The organism is Variovorax durovernensis (assembly GCF_977011995.1).
Genome location: NZ_CDRNCW010000001.1, coordinates 2,900,754 through 2,920,343 on the forward strand (window position 1 = coordinate 2,900,754; position 19,590 = coordinate 2,920,343).

Annotated in this window: 17 protein-coding genes; 5 read left to right on the plus strand and 12 right to left on the minus strand. The window is 67.9% G+C overall.

Translation table 11 applies throughout. The features are described 5' to 3' along the window. Positions 1–267: 267 nt before the first annotated feature. From ACWV14_RS13765 to ACWV14_RS13775, 3 genes are all read right to left on the minus strand, one after another. Positions 268–2,217, minus strand: a complete 1,950-nt coding sequence (locus ACWV14_RS13765) for a reverse transcriptase family protein (RefSeq protein WP_454909121.1) — start codon at positions 2,215–2,217, stop codon at positions 268–270. A 285-nt stretch (positions 2,218–2,502) separates the two neighbouring features. Then, entirely contained in the window at positions 2,503–4,206 is a 1,704-nt protein-coding gene (locus ACWV14_RS13770) for an SWIM zinc finger family protein (RefSeq protein WP_454909122.1), read from the minus strand. Further along, on the minus strand, positions 4,203–7,388 hold the full coding sequence (locus ACWV14_RS13775) for a hypothetical protein (protein WP_454909123.1): 3,186 nt from the start codon (positions 7,386–7,388) through the stop codon (positions 4,203–4,205). Before ACWV14_RS13775 ends, ACWV14_RS13770 begins: the two co-directional genes overlap by 4 nt. Positions 7,389–7,526: 138 nt before the next feature. On the opposite strand from ACWV14_RS13775, the gene ACWV14_RS13780 reads away from it, so the two are divergent. Beyond that, positions 7,527–8,621, plus strand: a complete 1,095-nt coding sequence (locus tag ACWV14_RS13780) for a hypothetical protein (RefSeq protein WP_454909124.1) — start codon at positions 7,527–7,529, stop codon at positions 8,619–8,621. A gap of 6 nt (positions 8,622–8,627) precedes the next feature. Here ACWV14_RS13780 and pdxR read toward each other — a convergent pair whose 3' ends face one another. After that, positions 8,628–10,064 (minus strand): MocR-like pyridoxine biosynthesis transcription factor PdxR, encoded by a 1,437-nt coding sequence (gene pdxR, locus ACWV14_RS13785; protein WP_454909125.1) that lies wholly within the window; start codon positions 10,062–10,064, stop codon positions 8,628–8,630. A 90-nt stretch (positions 10,065–10,154) separates the two neighbouring features. On the opposite strand from pdxR, the gene ACWV14_RS13790 reads away from it, so the two are divergent. Further along, a complete protein-coding gene (locus ACWV14_RS13790; protein ID WP_454909126.1) occupies positions 10,155–10,898 on the plus strand; it encodes an NAD-dependent epimerase/dehydratase family protein in 744 nt (247 codons plus the stop codon). Continuing rightward, positions 10,895–11,428 carry a cupin domain-containing protein gene (locus ACWV14_RS13795; protein WP_454909127.1) on the plus strand — a complete coding sequence of 178 codons (534 nt, stop codon included), beginning with the start codon at positions 10,895–10,897 and terminating at the stop codon, positions 11,426–11,428. Before ACWV14_RS13790 ends, ACWV14_RS13795 begins: the two co-directional genes overlap by 4 nt. A 7-nt stretch (positions 11,429–11,435) precedes the next feature. On the opposite strand, the gene ACWV14_RS13800 is transcribed toward ACWV14_RS13795, so the two are convergent. Continuing rightward, entirely contained in the window at positions 11,436–12,176 is a 741-nt protein-coding gene (locus tag ACWV14_RS13800) for a DUF6882 domain-containing protein (RefSeq protein WP_454909128.1), read from the minus strand. A gap of 30 nt (positions 12,177–12,206) precedes the next feature. Next, complete coding sequence (locus ACWV14_RS13805; RefSeq protein ID WP_454909129.1) at positions 12,207–12,566, minus strand: DUF2845 domain-containing protein; 360 nt, start codon at positions 12,564–12,566, stop codon at positions 12,207–12,209. 232 nt (positions 12,567–12,798) lie between these two features. Here ACWV14_RS13805 and ACWV14_RS13810 point away from each other — a divergent pair, with 232 nt between their 5' ends. After that, positions 12,799–13,059 carry a hypothetical protein gene (locus ACWV14_RS13810; protein WP_454909130.1) on the plus strand — a complete coding sequence of 87 codons (261 nt, stop codon included), beginning with the start codon at positions 12,799–12,801 and terminating at the stop codon, positions 13,057–13,059. A 16-nt stretch (positions 13,060–13,075) separates the two neighbouring features. Here the strand turns inward: ACWV14_RS13810 and ACWV14_RS13815 are convergent, their stop codons facing one another. From ACWV14_RS13815 to ACWV14_RS13830, 4 genes are read right to left on the minus strand one after another with little or no spacing between them, the layout of a single operon-like run. Beyond that, positions 13,076–14,272 (minus strand): PrsW family intramembrane metalloprotease, encoded by a 1,197-nt coding sequence (locus ACWV14_RS13815; protein WP_454909131.1) that lies wholly within the window; start codon positions 14,270–14,272, stop codon positions 13,076–13,078. Continuing rightward, entirely contained in the window at positions 14,269–14,832 is a 564-nt protein-coding gene (locus tag ACWV14_RS13820; protein ID WP_454909132.1) for a hypothetical protein, read from the minus strand. The genes ACWV14_RS13815 and ACWV14_RS13820 overlap by 4 nt, the downstream gene beginning before the upstream one ends. A 31-nt stretch (positions 14,833–14,863) precedes the next feature. Continuing rightward, a complete protein-coding gene (locus tag ACWV14_RS13825; RefSeq protein ID WP_454909133.1) occupies positions 14,864–16,057 on the minus strand; it encodes an acyl-CoA thioesterase/bile acid-CoA:amino acid N-acyltransferase family protein in 1,194 nt (397 codons plus the stop codon). Between the two features lie 25 nt (positions 16,058–16,082). Continuing rightward, positions 16,083–16,940: a hypothetical protein gene (locus ACWV14_RS13830; RefSeq protein WP_454909134.1), complete on the minus strand. Its 858-nt coding sequence runs from the start codon at positions 16,938–16,940 to the stop codon at positions 16,083–16,085. Between the two features lie 161 nt (positions 16,941–17,101). On the opposite strand from ACWV14_RS13830, the gene ACWV14_RS13835 reads away from it, so the two are divergent. Next, entirely contained in the window at positions 17,102–17,587 is a 486-nt protein-coding gene (locus tag ACWV14_RS13835) for a cupredoxin domain-containing protein (RefSeq protein WP_454909631.1), read from the plus strand. Positions 17,588–17,606: 19 nt separating this feature from the next. On the opposite strand, the gene ACWV14_RS13840 is transcribed toward ACWV14_RS13835, so the two are convergent. Both ACWV14_RS13840 and ACWV14_RS13845 read right to left on the minus strand, forming a co-directional pair. Beyond that, positions 17,607–17,999, minus strand: a complete 393-nt coding sequence (locus tag ACWV14_RS13840; protein ID WP_454909135.1) for a VOC family protein — start codon at positions 17,997–17,999, stop codon at positions 17,607–17,609. 46 nt (positions 18,000–18,045) lie between these two features. Then, positions 18,046–19,578 (minus strand): amidohydrolase family protein, encoded by a 1,533-nt coding sequence (locus ACWV14_RS13845; RefSeq protein ID WP_454909136.1) that lies wholly within the window; start codon positions 19,576–19,578, stop codon positions 18,046–18,048. Positions 19,579–19,590: the final 12 nt, after the last annotated feature.

Below are 19,590 nucleotides of genomic sequence, written 5' to 3' on the forward strand. Positions count from 1 at the left end.
GCGGCGGCGTTTGAATCGGGGCGGTTTGTCGCTGCGGCGAAAGGGCCGCGGGTGCCGGACCGGCCGTGCCCGTCAGGGGCACGTGCTGCGCGGAAACTGCTTCAGCAATCGGTCAGAGGGCGGCGGGATGCACGACAAACCGCACGATGGTGGGGGCGTGAATAGCAGTGTCTTCCATCGCGTACCTCCTTCTGTGGCTGTTTGTCGGAGCAACGAATGTAGCTGGCTTGCCGTGCGCTGTGAAGTGGCCTGTGGTTTTTGGCTTGCTCACTTGCGCATGTTGTGTACGAGCACAGCCACCGCGGAAGACACGAAGACCGCTGCCAGGAAGCCGCCCCATCCGCTCTTGCGCCGCAGGAAGTTGCTGATGAACACACCGCCGGTGAGCAGCCAGATCAGCGGACTGGAGCCGGCCAGGAAGGACGTGACCACGTAGAGCGCCTGGAACATCATGCTGACGATCCAGCCGATGTGGGCGAGGGCGCCCGGCGCGGGGGCGGCCGCAGGAGTGGATTGCGCAGATGGCGCTTGCGTCTGCGCCGGCCGCGCCGCGGCCTTTGGTGCGGCCGCTGCGGCCGCTGCGGCTGCCTGTGCGCGGGCCGCATCGCGCTGTGCCTTCTTCTCTTCGGCGATCTGCTCCGCGGTTTTCTCCAGCACGGGCGCCGCTACCTGCGCGGGTTGCCACCACGCAGGCCACGGCGCCAGCCCTGCGGCCGACTGCTTGCGGAACTGGCCCGCGGGCAGGCTGCGTTGCGACGGCGTCTGCTGCACGGCCGGCGTGGTCGCCTTGCCGCCGCCGTGCTTCGCGGCCAGTGCGCGAACGCGTTCCACATAAGGAGCACCGCGCGCCGCATCGGTCATCGCGATGAAGTTCGCGTAGCCGCGCAGCGCACCGATCACGTCGCTGTTGCCGTTCCATTGCAAGCCCTGCGGCCCATTCCGTTCGGCCTGGTGCAGCGCGGCGCGAAAGCGGCGCATCGTGTCGCGGTCGAGAGAGAGCTTGTCGTTGACCACGATGCCCGTCACATGCTGCTGCCGGTGTCTGCGCATGACCTGCTGCTTGTCGGGGTGCACCGTGAGGCCTTCGCTGGCCACGATCTGCTTCACGCGCCACAGCAGCTTGGCCGTGTCGCGGCTGTGCGCGGCGTCGGCCGAGAAGCTCAGGTCGTCGGCGTAGCGCGTGTAGCGAAAGCCGAGCTTGGCCGCGCTGGCGGCCAGCCGTGCATCGAGGCGGCGGCACAGCAGGTTGGTCAGCATGGGGCTGGTCGGCGCGCCTTGCGGCAGCACACGCTCGCCACGCGCGACGAAGTAGCGGCGGCCGTCGAGCTGCACCTCGTCAGTCGGTGCCTCGGTGCACACCAGCGCAAGCAGGCTCGCCACCTGCGGCGAATAGCCCAGTTGCCGAAACACGCCGCGCACGCGGCGCATGCCGATGGACGGAAAGAAGTCCTTCAGGTCGAGGTTGATCACCACGTCCTGCCCCACGTGCGGCGCGGCATTGGTGAGGATCGAGCGGCCCGGCAGGAAGCCGTGCACCGCGTCGTGCACCGGCATCTTCGCGAGGATGTTGTCGAGCACCCAGTACTGCGCGCGCTTCATGCGCGGCATGGGCGCGGAAATATGGCGCTCGCCGCCGCTCTTCTTGGCAATGGTGAAGCGCTGGTAGTGGCTCACGCTGGCCACGTCGCGGTGCCAGGCCAGGAAGCGCAATTCGCCCAGGCCGATGCCCATCGCCTGCGCGAGGTCGCCTGCATGGTGCAGCGCGGGCAGGGCGTTGCGCGCCAGCACCTGGGCGTCGCTCTGTGCCTCGCCCAGGCCGCCCGACACGCCTTCGCCCACGTAGAGCAACTCGCGCTGGCGCCGCTCGTGCCATGCGAGGGCGCGCGCATGGCGGCCCTGGGCGAGGCGCTGGCGGGTTTCCTCGCGGCGTTCGCGGGCCTTGGCCATGCGCTCCTTGCGCATCATCTTCAGGGCCTTGTCGCGGTCCTCGATGCCGCGCAGCTCCTCGCCGAGCTTGCTCAATGCGGCCTGCAGCTCGCTTTCGCGGCGGATCAACTGCGCCTCGACCGTGGGCTGCGCCGCATCCTGAGGCCAGAAGCCCAGGCGCTGCATTTCCTCGAGGACCACTTCCTGCTTCGAACTCTTGCGGATGCGTTCGTAGAGCTGCTCGCGCGTGAGTGCCGAGTCGGGGATGGAAGATGCGGGGGGAGACTGCATGGTCATGGCGCTGCGCCACCGGCCGATGCACTGCTGAAGATAAAAAATTGCGAACGAAGCGGGAATCTCGTCGAAGAGCCTCGGGACTGGAGGGCTCCACTCGACGCCGTACACGCATGGTGACGCCGATGAGCTTCGAGGAAGCCGTACTGTTGTCGCGTCACCATGCGTGTACGGCACAGTGAAGAGACGTCCAGTGACGCTTGGGAAGTGCTGTGTGCGAGGGTGGCGATACGCCAACCGGATTGCAAGAGCCTTCCCGCTCCGTTCGCAAAAAGCAGTGTATCAGCCGATGCGTGCGATCCTTTCCTGATCTGTCGTCGTTGTTGCGTTCTGGATGACGGCCGTGGCCGGCGAGGCCGACAGGCGCAGCGCGAGCATGTGCTCGCACGGCCCCTTGGTCATGCGGTGGCGCACGAAATGGCTGCACTGGCAGTCGCCCGAGGCCACGCGCTGGTCGGTGTCCAGCTGCAGGCTCACTAGGTATTCGCGCTGGCCGGCGGCGCCCTTGCACTTGCCGCTCAGCGCGAGGCCGCCGTCGGCCCGCGCCTGCGTCTTCACGTTGGCGATACGGCGTGCGCGCACCAGTTCGGCGGCGGCCTCTTCCTCGGGGCTGGCGTAGCGCAGCTTGTCCATGGGCAGTGGCTCGCGGCTGAGTTCGCGCAGGCGCCAAACGCCGTGTGCCAGGTCGTACACCACGCGGCCGGCCTGCACGTAGCCGCCGAGCGCCGCATCGACCGTGAGGGTCGAAAGCCCGGTGGCCGCGGCCAGCTCGGCGGTGGTGGCGCGCCAGCGTTCGCCCAGTGCCGCGAACACGCGCAACTGGCTGTCCTGGTCGACCGTGTGGCGCGGCTGCAGCAATTCGAAATGGCCGTTGCGCGACCAGTCGTTGGCGGTCCAGCCCGAGAGGCCGAGCGTGAATTCCATGTCGGGCAGCTGCGCCACCCAGAAGCTGGGCATGCCCGTACCAAGCAGATGCACGGTGAAGCCCTGCGCCACAGGCACCAGGCGTTCGAGCTGCAGCAGCCGGCGCCGGCCCCACACGCGGATGTCGATGTCCGAGGTGGCGCTGTGCGTGGAGCGCGGGCACACCAGCTCGTGCCCCCAGGGCTCGAACAGAATGCGCACCGGCTGTCCCGGCCGCAGGATGAAGCGCAGCGAGCGCGGCCCCACGCGCTCCTTGCGACGGCGCAGCACGAGGCAGATGTTGTGCACGTCCATCGGATGCAGCTGCAGCCGCTGCGCCGGCAGCAGCATCGCGCTGCTCACCTGCAGGAAGCCGCGCACCCAGCTGTCGGGCACGTCGATCTTCGGCTCGTGGAAGGCCGGGTCGTTGTCGCTCTGCACCTGGAAGCCGCCGGGGTCGATGGCCAGCCGCGTGTTCTTGTAGTCGCGGATCTTCTGGAACTCGTCGTACAGCGACTCCGAGTAATCGACGTTGGTGGTGCCGAAGGCGTGGTCGCTCACCCGGTCGAAGATGTCGTGGCTGCACGAGAACATGCCGTAGCTCGACTCGTCCTGGCTGAAACACTCGAAGAACACGCGGTCGGGGTGCACCGTGATCACAGGGTCTAGCACGAACCACGCCTCGCGGTTGACCTTGTAGATGTGGTCGAAGTAGCTCTTCTGTGCGCGCATGAAGGGCTGCAGTACGGCCGACTTGTGCTTGCGCAGTTCGGCCAGCTCGTCGCGAAGTGGCGCCATCTGCGTCTTCAGTTCATCGCTGCGCGCCATGAACTGCCCGAGCAATTCGCCTTCCTGGCCGGCCAGCCATTCGAGGTAGGCGCTCTTGTCGCGCGGCTGGAAGCGCAGGTCGCCGACCACCACGTCGTGCAGGGCCGACATGCCTTCGCGGAACGGCAGGTGGCGGTTGATGTCGGCCACGAAGTGCACCGGCGCGCGCAGCGTGTCGGGCGCGAACTGCAGCGCGGTGCTGTCGGCCGTGTGCTGCGCGCCGGAGTGGCCGAAGTAGCGGTACTGGAATCTCATGCGGCGCTTCCTCCGCCCGGTGCGGCAGGTAGCGCGCGGCGCGGCGCAACGCTGCGTACCGGGGCGGTCTGCAAGGGGTTGTCGAGTTCGGGGAACTGCGACTGGATGCCGCGCAGCCCCGCCACGTACTGTGCGCGCTCGGTGATGGCGCCGGTGACGGCCTGCCGGGCGAACACGCGCGCGACGATGCGCGCGATGTCTTCCGAATGCGCCGCCTGCGCCGCCAGGAACTGCATGACACGCGCCTTGGCCAGCCGGCCGCGGTTGGCCTGCGACAGCACGCTGAGAAAGTAGGGCTCCAGCCGCGCGAGCACGTCGGGCTTCTGTCCGGCGGCCGAGGCCAGCCAGTTGGTCACGAACAGCTGCATACCGGGCGAGGGGTGCTGGCTCAGCTGCAACATGTAGGTGGTGACGTCGGTCACGTCGAAATGCGTGGTGAGCAACTCGCGGCCCAGCCGCTGCGCGCCGGCGTCCTTGTGGTCGCACAGGCGCACAAGCAGCGCGGGCGTCCATTGGGGTGCGCTGCCTTGCGCGCCGAACCACTGGCGGGCCCAGTCGCGGGCGTCGTCCCAGCGGCTGTCGAACATGCGCAGTGCGTCGCCGAGATTCGCGAGCGTGCGTTCCGGCTGTGCGGCGAGCTGGTCCATGGCCCAGCGGCGCGCTGCGGCTGTATCGACGAGGCCGAGGCTCGCGGTCTGCAGCACGTCGAAGCCCTGCGGGTCTTGCTGCGGCAGCAGCCATGCGCCGAGTTGTTGCGCGCCCTTGCTGCGTGCTTCGAGCAGGCGCAGCGTCACGGCGGGCTCGCCCCGGCGCGTGTGCTCGGCGAGCGGGCCGCGCAGCCATTGCAGCAGGGCGTCGAACACGCCATCGGCGGCTTCGGCGCGGAACAGCTCGTCGCGCAGCATCGGCATCAGCGCCGCACCGAAGGCCGGATGCTGCGGCAGCAACTGCGCGAGCTTCGGCGCCACGGCCGCGCGAACGGGTGCCATCGGGCTGGCGCAGAAGGCTGCGAACAGCTCGGGCTGGCCGAGCAGCGTGTCGTCGGGCAGGGCGGTGAAGAGCCGCACGCCCGCGCCGCGCAGGCGCGCATCGTCGGACTGCAGCAGCCGTGTGAGCACACCCACCGGCAGGCCCTGCACAGAAGCCGGGTGCAACAGCAGCCACTCGGCCGCCGTGGCCACCACTTCGGCGGCGGGATGATCGAAGAGCGAAAGCAGCTCAGGCAGCGGCGCCTTGGCCGCCGCGGTGCGCAGCAGGCCCTGCAAGGCCCACTGCAGGTTCTCGCAAATGGCGGCCAGTTCGGGCGTCTCGGCATCGCTGGCAGTGAGCCAGGCCAGCAGTTCGACGCACAGCGCATCGAGCGTCGAGAGGTTCGACGCGGCGGCCTGCAGCAACAGCCGCGAGGCACGGCGCACTTCGGCATCGGCCGATGTCAGCAGCATCAGCAGCAGGTCGACCTGCTGGCTGTACAGGCCCGGATCGCGCGCGATGCATTCGAGCGCGTAGGCGCGCGCCTCGGCGAGCGGAGAGCGCAGCAGCGCCGGCAGCCATTGCATGGGCGCCGTGCCCGCCGCGATGCGCTGGCGCGCGATGGCGAGCGCGAAGCGCGCGGTGTCGTCCCAGGTGCTGGCGAGCAGGCTCCACACGGTGGGTGCGTCCAGCGCTTCGCAGAACGGCTTGTTGTCTTGCAGTGCGCGGGCGGCAAAAGCGTGCACCGCGGCGCAGCGGCCTTGCTGCATCAGCTGCAGCAGGGCTTGCGGATGACGGTCCCAGCGTTCCGGCCAGGCTTCGGTGCGGTCGATGCGCTGCGTGGGCAGCGGACTGTGGCGGCGCCAGCGCAGGCCGCCGCGCTGGGCTTCCCATTCGGCGTCGTGGCGATGCAGCAGTTGCATCAACACCAGCCAGCCGCTGTAGGGGCCGGTGTGCCAGCGGCTGGGTTCTTCGCTCCAGCGCGGGTCGCGTTGCTGGCCGGCGGTGCCGGCCTCGGCATCGTCGGCGGCGAGCAGCACGCCCATGGCCAGCTGCAGCCAGCTTGCCTCGTCGGCCGTGCCGGCCAGCGCCAGCCGGCGCAGGCTGCGCCAGGTGCGGCGGCGAAGGTAGTCGCGCGTGCGGTGGCTGTAGGCGAGGCGGCTGTCGGGCCGCACGACCTCTTTCGCAATCTCTACATAGCGGCCGTTCGCCATCGCCCAGCGCCCGCCGGAGCGAAAAGCGGCGCGCTGTGTTTCGAGCCTCTGGTGCAGCACGCCGAGCAGCGCGTAGTCGCCAGCGAATTCAGCACCCTTGTAGAGCCGCCGCCATGCACGGAAGCTGCCGGCCGCGAGCTGCAGCGTCTGCCCGATCTCGCGCAGCGCCGCGTGCACCAGGCTGTCGGCAGCGGGACCTTCGAGCAGCGACAGGTCGAACAGCTGCTCGACCCATGCCGCGTACTTCATTCCGTTCCACAGCGCGGTGTCGGCCAGGTGATCGCGCAGGCGCGGCATGGCTTGTTCAAGCGGCAGCTCCAGCAAATCGGCCCAGGCGCGGCGCAGCGCGGCCGGCCAGTCGTCGGCAATGCGCGCCATCTCGCTGGCGCGCTGGTCCTGCGGCCACAGGCTCAGTGCGGCCCAGCGTGCCGCGCGCGTGACCACGGGCGTGCGGCCGCGCTGGGACAGCTCGCGCATCGCCTCGAAGGCACCGCCGTCGCCGCAGCGGCCGATGGCCCATGCAATGCAGTAGTCGAGCATCGGCTCGCCGGTCTCGATGATGTCGACGAGCCGTGGCACGGCTGCGGCCAGCCGGCGTTCGCCGATGCGCCACACCACGCGGCTCTGGCGCACCGGCGGCAGCAGGCGCCAGGCGTCGGGGTGGAGGCTGGCGAGCAGCACGGCGTCGCCGGGGTGTGCAAGTGCAACGGGGTCAGGCGATGCTGCCGGGGCGCTGGCAAGTGCGGTGCCCTCGATGGTGTAGCCCTGCGCGATCTGCGCAGCCACGGCCTGCTCGAAGGCGGCTGTGGCGGCCTCCAGCGGCAGTGGCGAGGGGGTGTAGACGGTTTCCTTCCACTGCTGGCCGTCGCGGCTGCTGCTCACGTGCACCACGTGGCCCGGGGCTTCGGGCAAGGCAAACAGTTCCACCGTGCTGAAGCCGCTGGCGCCCAGCGCGCCCGGCTTCATGCGGATCAATTTCTCTGAGCGAATGCGCTTCACGCGGAGGCCTCCCTGCCTTCGGGTTGGATGCTTGTGCTTCTTGTTCCGGCGAGCATCTTAGCGGGCATGGGCGCCTGCCGGCCATGTGTAGCATCGCGCGCAGCAGACATCTTTCCGAACAGGCAGGCAATGAGCGCGATGGCGAATACGGAACACTTACAACAATCGAGTTTTCTCTACTTCACGGGCCAGGGCTCGGACAAGATCTACCAGGTGCACCTTCGCCAGAAGGACGATGGCTGGGTCGTCGACTATGGCAACGGCCGGCGAGGCGGCACGCTCGCCACGGGCACCAAGACCAGCAGCCCGCTCACCTACGAGGCCGCGCTGAAGATCTATGAAAAGGTCGTGAAGGAGAAGACCTCCAAGGGCTATACGCCCCACCAGTCCGGCGCGCTCTACACCTCGACCGAGCTCGCCGGCCGCGTGAGCGGCGAGCTGCCGCAACTGCCCACGCTGATTTCCGAGGAGCAGCTGGCGCGCTACCTCGACGACCCCGGCTGGGGCCTGCAGGAAAAGGCAGACGGCGAAAACCGCATCCTGCTGATCGAAGGCGGCACGGTGCGCGGCACCAACCGGCGCGGGCTGTTCGTCGACATACCGCAGGCATGGGCCGGCGCTGCAGACGCGGATGCCGGGCGCACGGTGATCGCGGGCGAGCACGTGGGCGATGCTTTCCTGGCCTTCGACCTGCTGGAGATGGCCGGACAGGATCTGCGCTGCGCGCCCTTCATCGAGCGCTTCACTCATTTGCAGAAGGCCGCATCGACGGTGCCGTGGATCACGGTGCTGGCGCTCGAACTGAGCGCCGAGGGAAAGCGCCGGCGCGCAGCCGAGCTTCTGGCCGCGCACAGTGAAGGCTATGTGCTGAAGGCGCTCGACGCGCCGTTCGCGGCGGGCCGCAGCAGTGCCAGCCTGAAGTTCAAGTTCAACCAGAGCGCGACGTGCGAGGTGCTCCGCGTCAATGCGCAGCGCTCGGTGGCCGTGGGCTTGCGGGACGAGGCCGGCGCGATGATCGACCTCGGCAACGTGACCGTGCCTCCCGGCGAGGCTCTGCCGGCCGTGGGCACGCTGGTCGAGGTGCGCTACCTGTACCGCTACGCAGGCGGCAAGTTCGAACAGCCCGTCTACAAGGGGCAGCGGCCCGACATGACACCGGCCGATGCGGTGCTGTCGCAGGTCACGCGCATCAAGGACCGCAGCGCCGCGCTGGAGGAAGACGGCGAGGCCTGACGCACTTCAGCCGAACGCGGCACGAAGCCGGGCCGCGAGCCGGTTCGCCTCGGCGGCGCTCGCGATGTTGGTGAAGCCCATCAGCAGCCCTTCGTCGCCAGCTGCCGCGATGCGCCGGCCCGACAGCGGCTGGCAGTTCAGCCCGGCCTGTTGTGCGCGTCGGGCCAGCTCCGAATCACTGTGGCCGAGCCCATCGAAGCGGGCGATCAGGTGCATGCCGCCGCTCTTCAAGTCGATGCGCACCGCGTCGCCGAAAGCTTTCAGCAAGGCCGAGGCAAGCATGCTCCGGCGGCGCGCGTACAGCAGCCGCATCTTCTTCAGGTGGCGCGAGAAATGGCCCTCGCGCATGAAGTCGGCCACGATGGCCTGCGTGAGCTGCGGACTGCCGTTCGAGCCGATGCGCGCGGCCTCCTCGAAGCGCGCGCGCAGCGATTCGGGAACCACCAGGTAGCCCAGCGCCAGCCCCGGATACAGCACCTTCGAAAAGCTGCCCGCATACAGCACGCGGTCGTTGCCGTCGAGGCTCTTGAGCGCCGGTAGCGGCGGACCGGCATAGCGGTACTCGCCGTCGTAGTCGTCCTCGACGATCCAGGCATTGGCCTTGGAGGCCCATTCGAGCAGCTGAAGCCGCCGCGCGAGCGACATCGACACGCCCAGCGGTGCCTGGTGCGAGGGCGTGACGACGGCCATGCGCGCCTTCGGCGCCTTGCGCAGGCCGCGTGAAACCACCAGTCCCTCGTCGTCGACAGGCACCGGCACCGTGCGTTGGCCGGTGTGGCGCAGCGCTTCCTGTGTCGGCGGAAAGCCCGGGTCTTCGATCCACACGCGGTCGTCCTTTTTCAGCAGCACGCGCGCGACCAGGGCTAGCGAGGCGCGGTAGCCCGGCGTCACCTGCACCTGCGAGGGATGGCAGGCCACGCCGCGCGACACCTGCAGGTAGGCCGCAATGGCCTCGCGCAAAGGCGCGAAGCCCGCGGGTGCGCCGTAGAACATGTCGGCAGCGCCCATGGCCCGCATGCGCCGCGCCGCCAGGCGAGACCACAGCTTGCGCGGGAAGGCGTCGAACGACGGGATGCCGAGTTGCAGCAACGGCGGTTCGCCCGGCTGCATGAGTCCGCCGATGGCGGCGGCTGGTTCCACGCGCCTGGGTTCGCGCCGCGCCGCATGCTGCACTGGCAGCGACGGCGAGACCATCGTGCCCGCCTGCCCGCGCGACGAAAGATAGCCTTCGCCCGTCAGCTGGCTGTAGGCCGCCTCGACGGTGCCGCGCGCCACGCCCAGTTCACTGGCCAGGTTGCGTGCCGATGCCACGCGGTCGCCGGGGCGCAGCGTGCCTTGCTCGATGGCGTTCCGGTAGCGCTCGTAGATCTGCCGGAACAGGGGCGTGGCCCTGGCGCGGTCGAGCGTCGGGGTGTTCCTGGATGTTTTCTTGCCGCTTGCCATGGCCCAGTCGTTTTGTCGATTCTTGGTTCTTTCAGGTGAGGCATCGTAGGCCTAAGCTCGTTTCATGAACAGCTTGAAGGAAGCGATGCGATGAGCGAGAAAGTATTTTTGGCGGGTGCGACCGGGGCCGTCGGCACCGCGCTGATTCCGCTGCTGAAGGACGCGGGCTACGTCGTGTACGGCAGCACGCGGCGCGCCGACCGGGCAGCCGGGCTGGATGCGCGGGGCGTGCACCCGGTGGTCGTCGACGTGTTTGATGCGGCGGCGCTGAATGCGGCGCTCGCGCGCATCGCGCCATGGGCCGTGATTCACCAGCTCACCGACTTGCCGAACGACCTCGATCCGAAGCGCATGGCCGAGGCGGCTGTGCTCAATGCACGTGTGCGCACCGAGGGCACGCGCAACCTCGTGGCCGCCGCTGTGGCGGCGGGCGCGAAGCGGCTGGTGGCGCAGAGCATCGCGTGGGCCTATGCGCCCGGAGTGAAGCCCTTCACCGAAGACATGCCGCTCGACCTGGGCGCGGAGGGCGCGCGCCGCGTCAGCGTCGAAGGTGTCGCCGCGCTGGAGCATGCGGTGCTGGGCGCGCCAGGCATGACGGCCACGGTGCTGCGCTACGGGCAACTCTATGGCCCGGGCACCTCGACCGCCGAGCCCAAGGGCGCGAGCCCGCTGCATGTGGTGGCCGCCGCCGTTGCGGCGCTGCTGGCACTGCAATGCTCGGAAGGCGGTATCTTCAACATCGCCGAGGAGTGCGACGAAGTCAGCAGCGAGAAGGCAAAGCGTGCGCTGGGCTGGCGCGCGGATGCGCGGCTGCCGCGCGGGGGCGTCCGATGAATGCGATGCAGCCTTTGCTGCCGCGGCACCGAGCGGGCCTCGGCTTCGGCGCGCTGGCCGTCGCCGCCGCGGCCTGGGCGCTGCTGCCGCATGCGGGCAGGCAGTCGGCAGCGCAGTTCATCGATGACATCTGCAGCACGGTGAGCCGGCCGATGTTCGCGTCGGCGCCGCCGATCGAAGGCCCGGGCGCCGCCGCGCGGCCGGGCACTTCGGTGAGGGTGATCTCTTGCGAGCCGCTGCCGCATGTGCCTGGAAAGTCCGTCACCACGGCCATCGTCGACTTTCCGCCGATGGCCTATTCGCCGGCCCATCGACATCCGGGTTCGGTGACCGCGATCATTCTCGAAGGCACGGTGCGCTCGCAACTGGCCGGCACGCCGCCCGGCAACTACCGCACCGGCGAGACCTTCTTCGAGCCGCCAGGCACGCTGCACCTGTTCGCGGAGAACCCCGATCCGGTGAAGCCTGCGAAGCTGGTTTCGGTGTTCGTGACCGAGGAGAACTGCGGGCCGCTGGTGCTGCCGCCCTGACGGAGGCCTATCGCTTCCAGAACTGCCAGCGCGGCGCTTTCGGTTCGGGCGGCGGCTCTGCCGTTGGCGTTGCGCCTTGGGGCAGCAGCGTGCAGGCAACGTTCGAGATGCGGCCGGATTCATCGAAGCTGATTTCGATGTGCCCCTCGCCCGCGCGCTCGGCCCGGATGGCCGCCGCGCTGCTCGATGTGGCCTCCAGGCCCTGCTGCCGCAGGAAGCTCGTCGCCATCCGCCTGTGGTCCACGTCGAACTGCGAGATCACCTCCATCAGCACCGTGACCGCGCGTGGCAGCGTCACAGGTGCCAGTACCTCGCGCGGCACGCCGTCGAGCAGCACGAAGAGGGCGCCGCCGTCGTAGGGCGCGCGGTAGTAGCAGCGCCCGCCTTCGAGGCCGCCGCAGGTCATGGCGATCATGTGGTCGGTGAGGGCATCGTCCAGTTGCAGCGACGCGGCGGTGAAAGCCTCGATCGACTCCTCTTCTCCGCGCTGCCGGATGCGCAGGGCCGCCTCTGTGTGCTGTTCGGGGATGTTGCTCTGCGCGTTGGCCCAGACCCACAGCCACGTGCCGGGGCCGAAGGCGTGCGTGCCGAGCAGTTGCGCGGGGTATCGCAGGTCATCGCCGAAACTCAGCACGCCCTTCTGCACGTCGATGCCCCAGGATCTTTCTCCGATGACATCGCCCAGGGCCATCTGTCTGGCCAGGGCGGAGGCTGCATGGTCTGAAAAATGATCCTGGAATGTGCTCACGTCAGATCCTGTGTTCGTTGATGAAAGCGCTCAGCGTACCCGCTCCCCGTCGCGCACCGATTCCACCGCACCGTTGTAGAAGCGCACGATGCCCAGGAAGTTGCCCTGGCCTCGGTTGTAGACCCAGTCTTCCATCGGCACGCATTGCTGCGTGATCACCTGTTGCGCCGGTCCGCCGGGGTAAGGCGAAAGCACCCAGGCGACTTGCGGGCGCGGCACGCAGACGAATTCCTTGGACATCGGCTCGCCGCATTTCTGCACGACCGAGAACTTGGAGTCGCCCACGCCAGAGAGCATTCCGCCGCAGCTCAGGGACTGGGCGGACGCGCCCGCGCTGTGCAGGAGTGTGGCAAGGCAGAAGAAGAGGGCGCTCGCGGTGGTGGTGCGCATGGGCGGCAGAGGAGGATGTTCCGGCTGGGACTTTAGCTGTTGCTTGAAGTTCTGGGCCTTTGCAAAGCCCTTCGCGGCCTCGATGGCCATCGGACAAATCTTCCCGGGCACCTGCGGGTTTGCCGGAAATGTCCGATGGCGGCCCCGGCGCACGCGGGGTGGCGGCTGACACGCGGGCCCGGCAAGCGATGCGAGCATCAGGGCTCGACTATCGAACCTGGAGGATCACCCCATGACCAGAAAAATCCTGATTGCACTTGCTGCATCGCTCACGCTTCTTGCCGCCGGCACCGCCAGCGCCCAGATCGGCAAGGCCGCCTCCGATGCGACCGACGCCGCCAAGCACAAGATCGACGAGAAGCGCGCGGACAGCGACGCAAAGAAGAGCGGCCCGGTCGGCAAGGCCGTGAACAACGTCAAGTCGGGCTATCACAAGAACCGCTCGAAGAACTCGGCCGAGAAGGCGAAGAAGGCGTTGAAGGACGCGGGCTGAGCCTCGGCCGGGGGGGTCAGGGCAGCCGCGGCTGGATCAATGGATCGAGTTCCGCGCGCAGTTGCCTGATGGCGATTTCGTGGCGCAGCGTCTGCGGCCCGCGGCCGTAGGTGCCTGCCTTGCGGATCAGGCGCAGCTGCTCGCGCTGCAGCCTGGTCTTCAGCCGCCTTGCGCGCCAGCCGTAGGCCCAGCCCATCTCGCGGCGGACCTTGTAGCGCTGCATTGGCGCGCCCAGCCGCACCCATTCGTCATCGCGGATCAGGTCGCGCTCCGGCACGAATACGGCCGCGAGGGCGTGCAGGTGGGCGCCGTTCTCTTTGACGGCCACGCGCCAGATCAGCCCGGCCGCGATCATCACGGGAATGCCCTTGACGAACAGCAGCACGGCCATTTCGCCGTAGCCGTTGTCGAACAGGTCTTCGAGGAATGGCGAATTCCAGATGAAGTGCATGGCCCACGCGAGCGCGAAGCTCAATAGTGCCGCCGCCACCCGCACAGCCATCGGCCGCTCGGGATGCAGCAGGAACCAGGCGATGCCGAAAGACGCGATGGTGGTGTAGGCCGCATGGCTCCACAGTCCGCTCATGAGCCCGCGCGTGAGCAGGTTGAGGAACACCGGATAGACCTGGTTCTCCAGCGGAAAGTGCATGGAGGCGTTGACGGTGTAGCTCAGGTTCTCGATCACCTGGAAGCCCAGCCCCGCCAGCGCGCCGACGATGAGCACCGAGAGATAAGTCTGGAACTGGTTGCGTGCGACCAGCACCAGCAGGATGACGCCCGCGATCTTCAGGAACTCTTCGGTGATCGGCCCCGCGATGGCCGGACCCCACACCGCCACGAACTCCGGCGATATCAGCTTGGCGCACAGGCTCTGGATCGCGATGTTGGCCGGCGCCGCGAAGTAGACAGCGCCCAGGCCGCCCCAGGCGAAAGCCAGGATGAACGCCTCCGGCGGATGCTGCTCGAGCAGGTCCAGCGTGCGGAAGGCGGCCAGGAAGAGCAGCGTGTAGAGCCCCCACACCAGCAGCCCCAGGAAGGCCGTGACCGGGACCACGCGGAACCCCAGCGAGAACATGTTCACCGTGTAGAACAGGCCGTTGACGATCAACGCCGTGAGCACCCAGAACGCCGCGCGCTGCGGCTGGAAGAAAGAGTCGGTGCCGACCGGCCATGAGGCCTGGTCGTTGTCGAAGGCGGGGGCGTTGATGTTCATTCCTGCGGTGCCTCCAGGTCCATGGAGTCCAGCATGCCGCGGGCTTCCGCCAGCGCGTCGTCCAGCCCGTCGTTGGGGCCGTAGAAGTCGATCTGCACCAGCGACTTGCGCCGCAGGTCGACCACCTGCCAGAAGCGACCGGCCAGCTTGGAGCCGTAGTACGCGAAAGTCTTGCCTTGCAGGCCCCATGAAGTCACGAAGTCGGACACGTCGCCGTCGATGGTCAGGCCCTGGCCGCGCTCCATGAGCCGTTGCTGCCGCACCAGCGGACCGTCGGGGCCGCCCGCCCATGGCTCCGTCGTCACCCGAAACTTATGGCCGCCCTTGAGCAGCATCAGCGAGCGGCCGGCCTTGGAGCGCGCCACGTCCATCTTCCACCCCTCGGCCGGCACGAACCGCGCCTGGCCCGCGTCGATGGTTTCGCCGGCAGCCAGCGGGCGGGCGCCGGGCGTGTGGCGGTCCCAGAAGGTCAGGCCGCCGACGTAGGCGGCAATGGCGAGGAGAACCGCGAACGAGCCGGGCCAGGTGCGGTAGGGGATTCGGCGGGAGGGCTCGTGCATGGCTGGATCGTGCCATATGGACGGACTATGTTCAGGGTGGCGGCGTGCCGGCCAGCGCGTCTCGCACGAACTCGAGCATCCTTGCCCACGAGTCGCTCCGTGCCCGTGCCGTTCCCTCGGGCGTACCGCCCGCGTTCATTTCTTTTCCGGACACGGGATGCCTGAAATGCAGCGTGGTCGTGGGCCCGTTGGGCCAGCCGATGCTGTGGCCGGCGCTCTTGTAGCGCAGGTGTTCGACGCGATGGGGGAAGTTGTTCCGTTGAAAGCGCCGGACGGCGATGTCCGTCAGTTCCGTCGACGGCCACAACTGATCGTCGATGCCCGAGATCATCAGCACAGAGCCGTTGATTCTTTCCACCGCGATGCCGGCGCGCTCCTCGGCGGAGGAACTCTCTGAGAACGGTATCTCCTTGCCGCCCAGTGTCCAGGCGCTGAAGCCGTTCTCCGGATACGCGCCATGCACGATGCCGCTAGGCACGTACGCGACGACAGTGCGGATGACCGGGTAGCTCGCGCCGAGCAGCAACGCCAGTTCGCCGCCGCGCGAGGCGCCTATGACGCCGATGCGATCCGCTGCAGCTGTCGGTTGAGCCGCCAGCCACTGCAGCGCGGTGCCGAAATATTCGAGGGGAATGCGATCCAGCGTGGGCGGCAAGCCTTCTGCTGCAAAGTAGGCCAGTGCCAAGCTCAGGTAGCCGTGGGACGCCATCAGCGCGGCCGTCTCCTGGGACCACTCGATGCCTCCGCCCGAACCTCCCAGCACCAGCAACGCCGGATGCGGACCCGTACCCGGTGGCTCGAACAACTTGCCCACGAGCCCGTTGGCATCGACTGCTCGCGAGGTCACGCCGGGGCCCAAGTAAACGCGCCGAATCGCGTGGGAGATCGATTGCCGGCCATCCGCGCTTTCCGCCGTCAGCGTGGTGGTGAGCGGGTCCTCGCTCAGTCCGGAAATCGCGGCGGCCAGTTCGCCGGTGATCGGTACGCGAGACCAGAACAGTCCCATTGCATTCACGCTGTCGTACGAGCCCGAGATTGGTGCGTGCGCGAGGAGGTCGATCACGCCGGCGGCATCGGCTTCGAAGGTGGCTTCGGACAGGAACACTGTGCTCTTGAAGCGATTGCCGAGCTTCAGGACGACTGCCTCGCCGGGCACTGCACCCCGGACGCGGATCTCCAGCGAGTGGTCCACGAGACATTGCGTCGGAAGCGTGTCGAATTTCATCATCTACTTATGTTCCCCTTGCTGTTCAAGAGCGCGGTCCGCGCAGCTTCGCGATACCGAAGCCCAGCGCAACTGCCGCCACAAGAAACACAAGCACAGCCAGCCACACCGACCGTGTGAGCCCGTATGCGCCCAGCGCCAGGCCTGCCGCAACAAGCGCGCCGAGCCATTCGAGCATCGGGTCGAGCCAGCTCTTGGGCTTGCCCGGCGCCCGCTCAGGCCGGGAGGCGGCGGGACTCGGCTTCGGTTTCTTCCTGTCGGCCGGTGGGAACAGGCTTTGCAGTTCTTCGGTTGGCCAGGACCCCGCATCAGTCACGCCCGTGCCCGACAACAGCCAGACGGGGTTCGCGCCGTATGCCGACAGGTCTTTCGCCAGCGCCTTCATTTCGCCACTCGCGGCATCTGGCGTGTCGATGGACGCGATAGCGGCGTGCAGCCATTTCCCGGCTTCGGCTGCGTCGGGCAGTCCGCTGGTCCTCAGCAGGAGATGGTCCGCGAAACCATGTGCGATCAGTTCTGCAAAGCCGTCGTAGATGGGCCGATAGCGCTCGCCGACCGCTGCCAGGATGGCCTCCCGCCGGCTCGCCAATCGCGTCAATGCAGTTCTCTTGTCGGTCACGAGGTAGGGGTACGCGGCCTCCGCGCCGAAGTCGTTCATGCGTTCTGCGCGGTCCACGGCAGCGTCTTCGTCGTCGATGTCGTACTCGTCGATGAACCGCGCATGCCGGATGTCGTCCGTGCTGAAGAGCGCGCGCCAGAACAACGGGAAGAACGCATTGGCCTCCAGTTCACCGCCGTGCCCGAAGAAGCCGCGCCATTCGTTGCGGCTGCCTTCGGGCATGCGGGGCAAGGCTGAACTGGACAGGAAGACGGGATGCGACATGGATTCCTTCCGGCGTGGCGGCACAAGGCTGCGTAGATTACTTTCTTGTCATCGGCTTGTCAGGCGATCGGTGGATGGGCTTCCTAGAGTGCGGCGCAGGCGGGCATTTCGTTCGTCCGTTCACAGCAAGGCAATGCAAGAGAAGGAAGACCGTGGCACGCATCAGACTTCATATTCCCGCCGCGGCGGCATTGCTCGCATTGGCCGCCACCGGCGCCTCCGCATCGGGCGCGCATGCAGGCGGTCACGACAACGCCGCCGACAGCGCAATCGGCAAGCCCGGCATCGCCGGAAAATCGGTTCGCACGATCAATGTCGACATGACCGACAACATGCGCTTCACCCCGTCCGACATCAGCGTGAAGCAGGGCGAGACGGTGCGCTTCGTCGTCAGTAACGTGGGCGTGCTGAAGCACGAACTCGTGCTGGGAACCGGCAAGGACCTGCGCGCGCACTACGAGGCGATGATGAAGAACCCCGAGATGGAGCACGCGGATCTGAACATGGTGACGCTGGCACCGGGCAAGACCGGCGAGGTGCTCTGGCAGTTCACGCAGGCGGGCAAAGTCGATTTCGGCTGCCTGCAGCCGGGCCACTACGACGCCGGCATGAAGGGCGCGGTGAGCGTGGCGAAGGCCGGCCGCTGATCGCCTGCTTGATCGCCGCTCAGCCGCCGATGGGCGAGCACAGCTCGACCAGCGTGCCGTCGGGGCAGCGCACATAGGAGACCACCTGTCCCCACGGCTTGGAAACTGGCGCGGACAGTTCGGACGCGCCGGCCGCAATGGCTCGTGCATGCGCTCCCGCGACATCTTCGGTAACGAAGCCCAGCTCCATCCCCAGCGGCTTGGCCGAGGCCGATGCGGCCACATGCCCCTGCGGGAAATTCGATTCGGCAAGCTCGTGCGCGGCAAAGGCGAGGGTGGTCTCGCCGGTCGCGAGTTCGCCGTAGGTGTTCGATTCGTGGAGGAACTTGCGCGTGAAGCCGAAGGCCTGTTCGAAGAACCGCAGCGATTGCGCGACGTCGGGAACGTAGACGATGGTGTAGCCGAATTTCATGGGTGTCGAATGCGTGAATGCGCGGTCGAGTGAAACAGCCGGCACTCTATCTGGAGTCGATTCGCGGTGTTAACCGGGCAAGGCCGGGCAGGTCGACGGCCTTGCAGCGCCGGATCACCTCGGCGAAGCAGGGCTCGAACACGCGGTTGGCGGCCTCCCATTTGCCGTGTTCCTGCAGGTAGGCGGGCAGCAGTTCGTCCAGCTCGGCCCATACCGCCGCTTCGTCGACGGTGTGCAGCCTGCCGCCTTGCGAAACGACCTGTCCGGCCACCATCACGAGTTCGACCGAGCTGCCGTTCTCGCAATAGACCAGCTGCTTCGCGATGTCGTTGCGCGGCCTGAAGTTGTCGTTGTCCAGGTCCAGCATCACGAGGTCGGCGGCCTTGCCGACTTCGAGCGAACCGGTCGTGTCGTCGAGCAGCGCGGTGCGCGCGCCGTCGATGGTGGCCATCTTCAGCACCTCGGCGGCGCGCGGCCATTCGGCTGCATCGGGGGCCGGACCGTTGTGCATCAGCGCGGCGAAGCGCATCAGGTCGAACACGCGCGCGCTGTCGTTCGACGACAGGCCGTCGGTGCCCAGCCCGATGCGCACGCCCGCATCCATCAGCATGCGGATGGGCGACAGGCCCGAGCCCAGCTTGAGGTTGCTCAGCGGGTTGTGCACCACGGTGCAGCCGGCCTCGCCCATGCGCGCGATGTCGGCGTCGGTGAGCCAGATGGCGTGGGCCAAGGTGGCGTGGCGGTCGAGGATGCCGATGTCGTGCATGTGCGCCAGCAGCGTCTTGCCGTAGAACATCTGGCCTGCCACGGCCTGCACCTTCGTCTCCAGCAGGTGGGTGTGCAGCGGCACGCCGTGCTGCACCGCCAGCGCGTGGCAGGCCTGCAGCATGTCAATGGTGCAGCGCTGCGGCGCCGAGGGCGTGATGGCGAAGCGCAGGCGGCCATCGGCCTGGCCGTGGAACTGCCGGAACGCCTCCTGGCAGTAAGCCGTGTAGTCGGCGGGCGTGATCGGCGCGCCGAATTTCAGTTGCGCGCTCAGGTGTTCGGGGAACAGCTCGTGGCCGAAGGGCGTGGAGTCGAGCACCGGCGTGTTGAGCACCGCGCTCGACACATTGACCCGGATGCCCGCGTCACGGTATGCGCGGAACACGATGCCGAGCCGGTCGATGCTGTGCGCCATCGGGTCGAAGAAGTCGTCGCACAAGGTGGTCACGCCGCTCTTGAGCGACTGCATGGCGAGCAGCAGCGTGCGCAGGTACAGCAGGCGGTCGCCGATGGGGCTGCCGCTGAGGTAGGTGTAGGCGTACAGCAGCCAGGTTTCCAGCGGCATGCCTTCGTAGCGGCCCTTGAAGAAGGTCTCGCTCGAATGCGTGTGTGCGTTGACGAGGCCGGGCATCAGCAGCTTGCCGCGCGCTTCGATGAGCGTGCATGCCTGCGGCACGGGCAGGTCGGGGCCGATGGCTTCGATCCTGCCGCCTCGCACCAGCAGGTCGGCGCGCGCGGGCTGCGTGCCTTGCGGGCCGGCCATGGTCAGCACTTCCGCGCCGCGGATCAGGGTAAGGGCGGGCGTCGTCGTCATGCGCGGGTCTCC

What these genes read in the sequence shown, in the direction of transcription:
- ACWV14_RS13820 (WP_454909132.1), bottom strand. Translation starts at nt 14,832, where the DNA reads ATGCACGAGCCCTCCCGCCGAATCCCCTACCGCACCTGGCCCGGCTCG.
- pdxR (WP_454909125.1), bottom strand. Translation starts at nt 10,064, where the DNA reads ATGGCAAGCGGCAAGAAAACATCCAGGAACACCCCGACGCTCGACCGC.
- ACWV14_RS13815 (WP_454909131.1), bottom strand. Translation starts at nt 14,272, where the DNA reads ATGAACATCAACGCCCCCGCCTTCGACAACGACCAGGCCTCATGGCCG.
- ACWV14_RS13825 (WP_454909133.1), bottom strand. Translation starts at nt 16,057, where the DNA reads ATGAAATTCGACACGCTTCCGACGCAATGTCTCGTGGACCACTCGCTG.
- ACWV14_RS13830 (WP_454909134.1), bottom strand. Translation starts at nt 16,940, where the DNA reads ATGTCGCATCCCGTCTTCCTGTCCAGTTCAGCCTTGCCCCGCATGCCC.
- ACWV14_RS13770 (WP_454909122.1), bottom strand. Translation starts at nt 4,206, where the DNA reads ATGAGATTCCAGTACCGCTACTTCGGCCACTCCGGCGCGCAGCACACG.
- ACWV14_RS13845 (WP_454909136.1), bottom strand. Translation starts at nt 19,578, where the DNA reads ATGACGACGACGCCCGCCCTTACCCTGATCCGCGGCGCGGAAGTGCTG.
- ACWV14_RS13780 (WP_454909124.1), top strand. Translation starts at nt 7,527, where the DNA reads ATGGCGAATACGGAACACTTACAACAATCGAGTTTTCTCTACTTCACG.
- ACWV14_RS13805 (WP_454909129.1), bottom strand. Translation starts at nt 12,566, where the DNA reads ATGCGCACCACCACCGCGAGCGCCCTCTTCTTCTGCCTTGCCACACTC.
- ACWV14_RS13795 (WP_454909127.1), top strand. Translation starts at nt 10,895, where the DNA reads ATGAATGCGATGCAGCCTTTGCTGCCGCGGCACCGAGCGGGCCTCGGC.
- ACWV14_RS13840 (WP_454909135.1), bottom strand. Translation starts at nt 17,999, where the DNA reads ATGAAATTCGGCTACACCATCGTCTACGTTCCCGACGTCGCGCAATCG.
- ACWV14_RS13765 (WP_454909121.1), bottom strand. Translation starts at nt 2,217, where the DNA reads ATGCAGTCTCCCCCCGCATCTTCCATCCCCGACTCGGCACTCACGCGC.
- ACWV14_RS13790 (WP_454909126.1), top strand. Translation starts at nt 10,155, where the DNA reads ATGAGCGAGAAAGTATTTTTGGCGGGTGCGACCGGGGCCGTCGGCACC.
- ACWV14_RS13810 (WP_454909130.1), top strand. Translation starts at nt 12,799, where the DNA reads ATGACCAGAAAAATCCTGATTGCACTTGCTGCATCGCTCACGCTTCTT.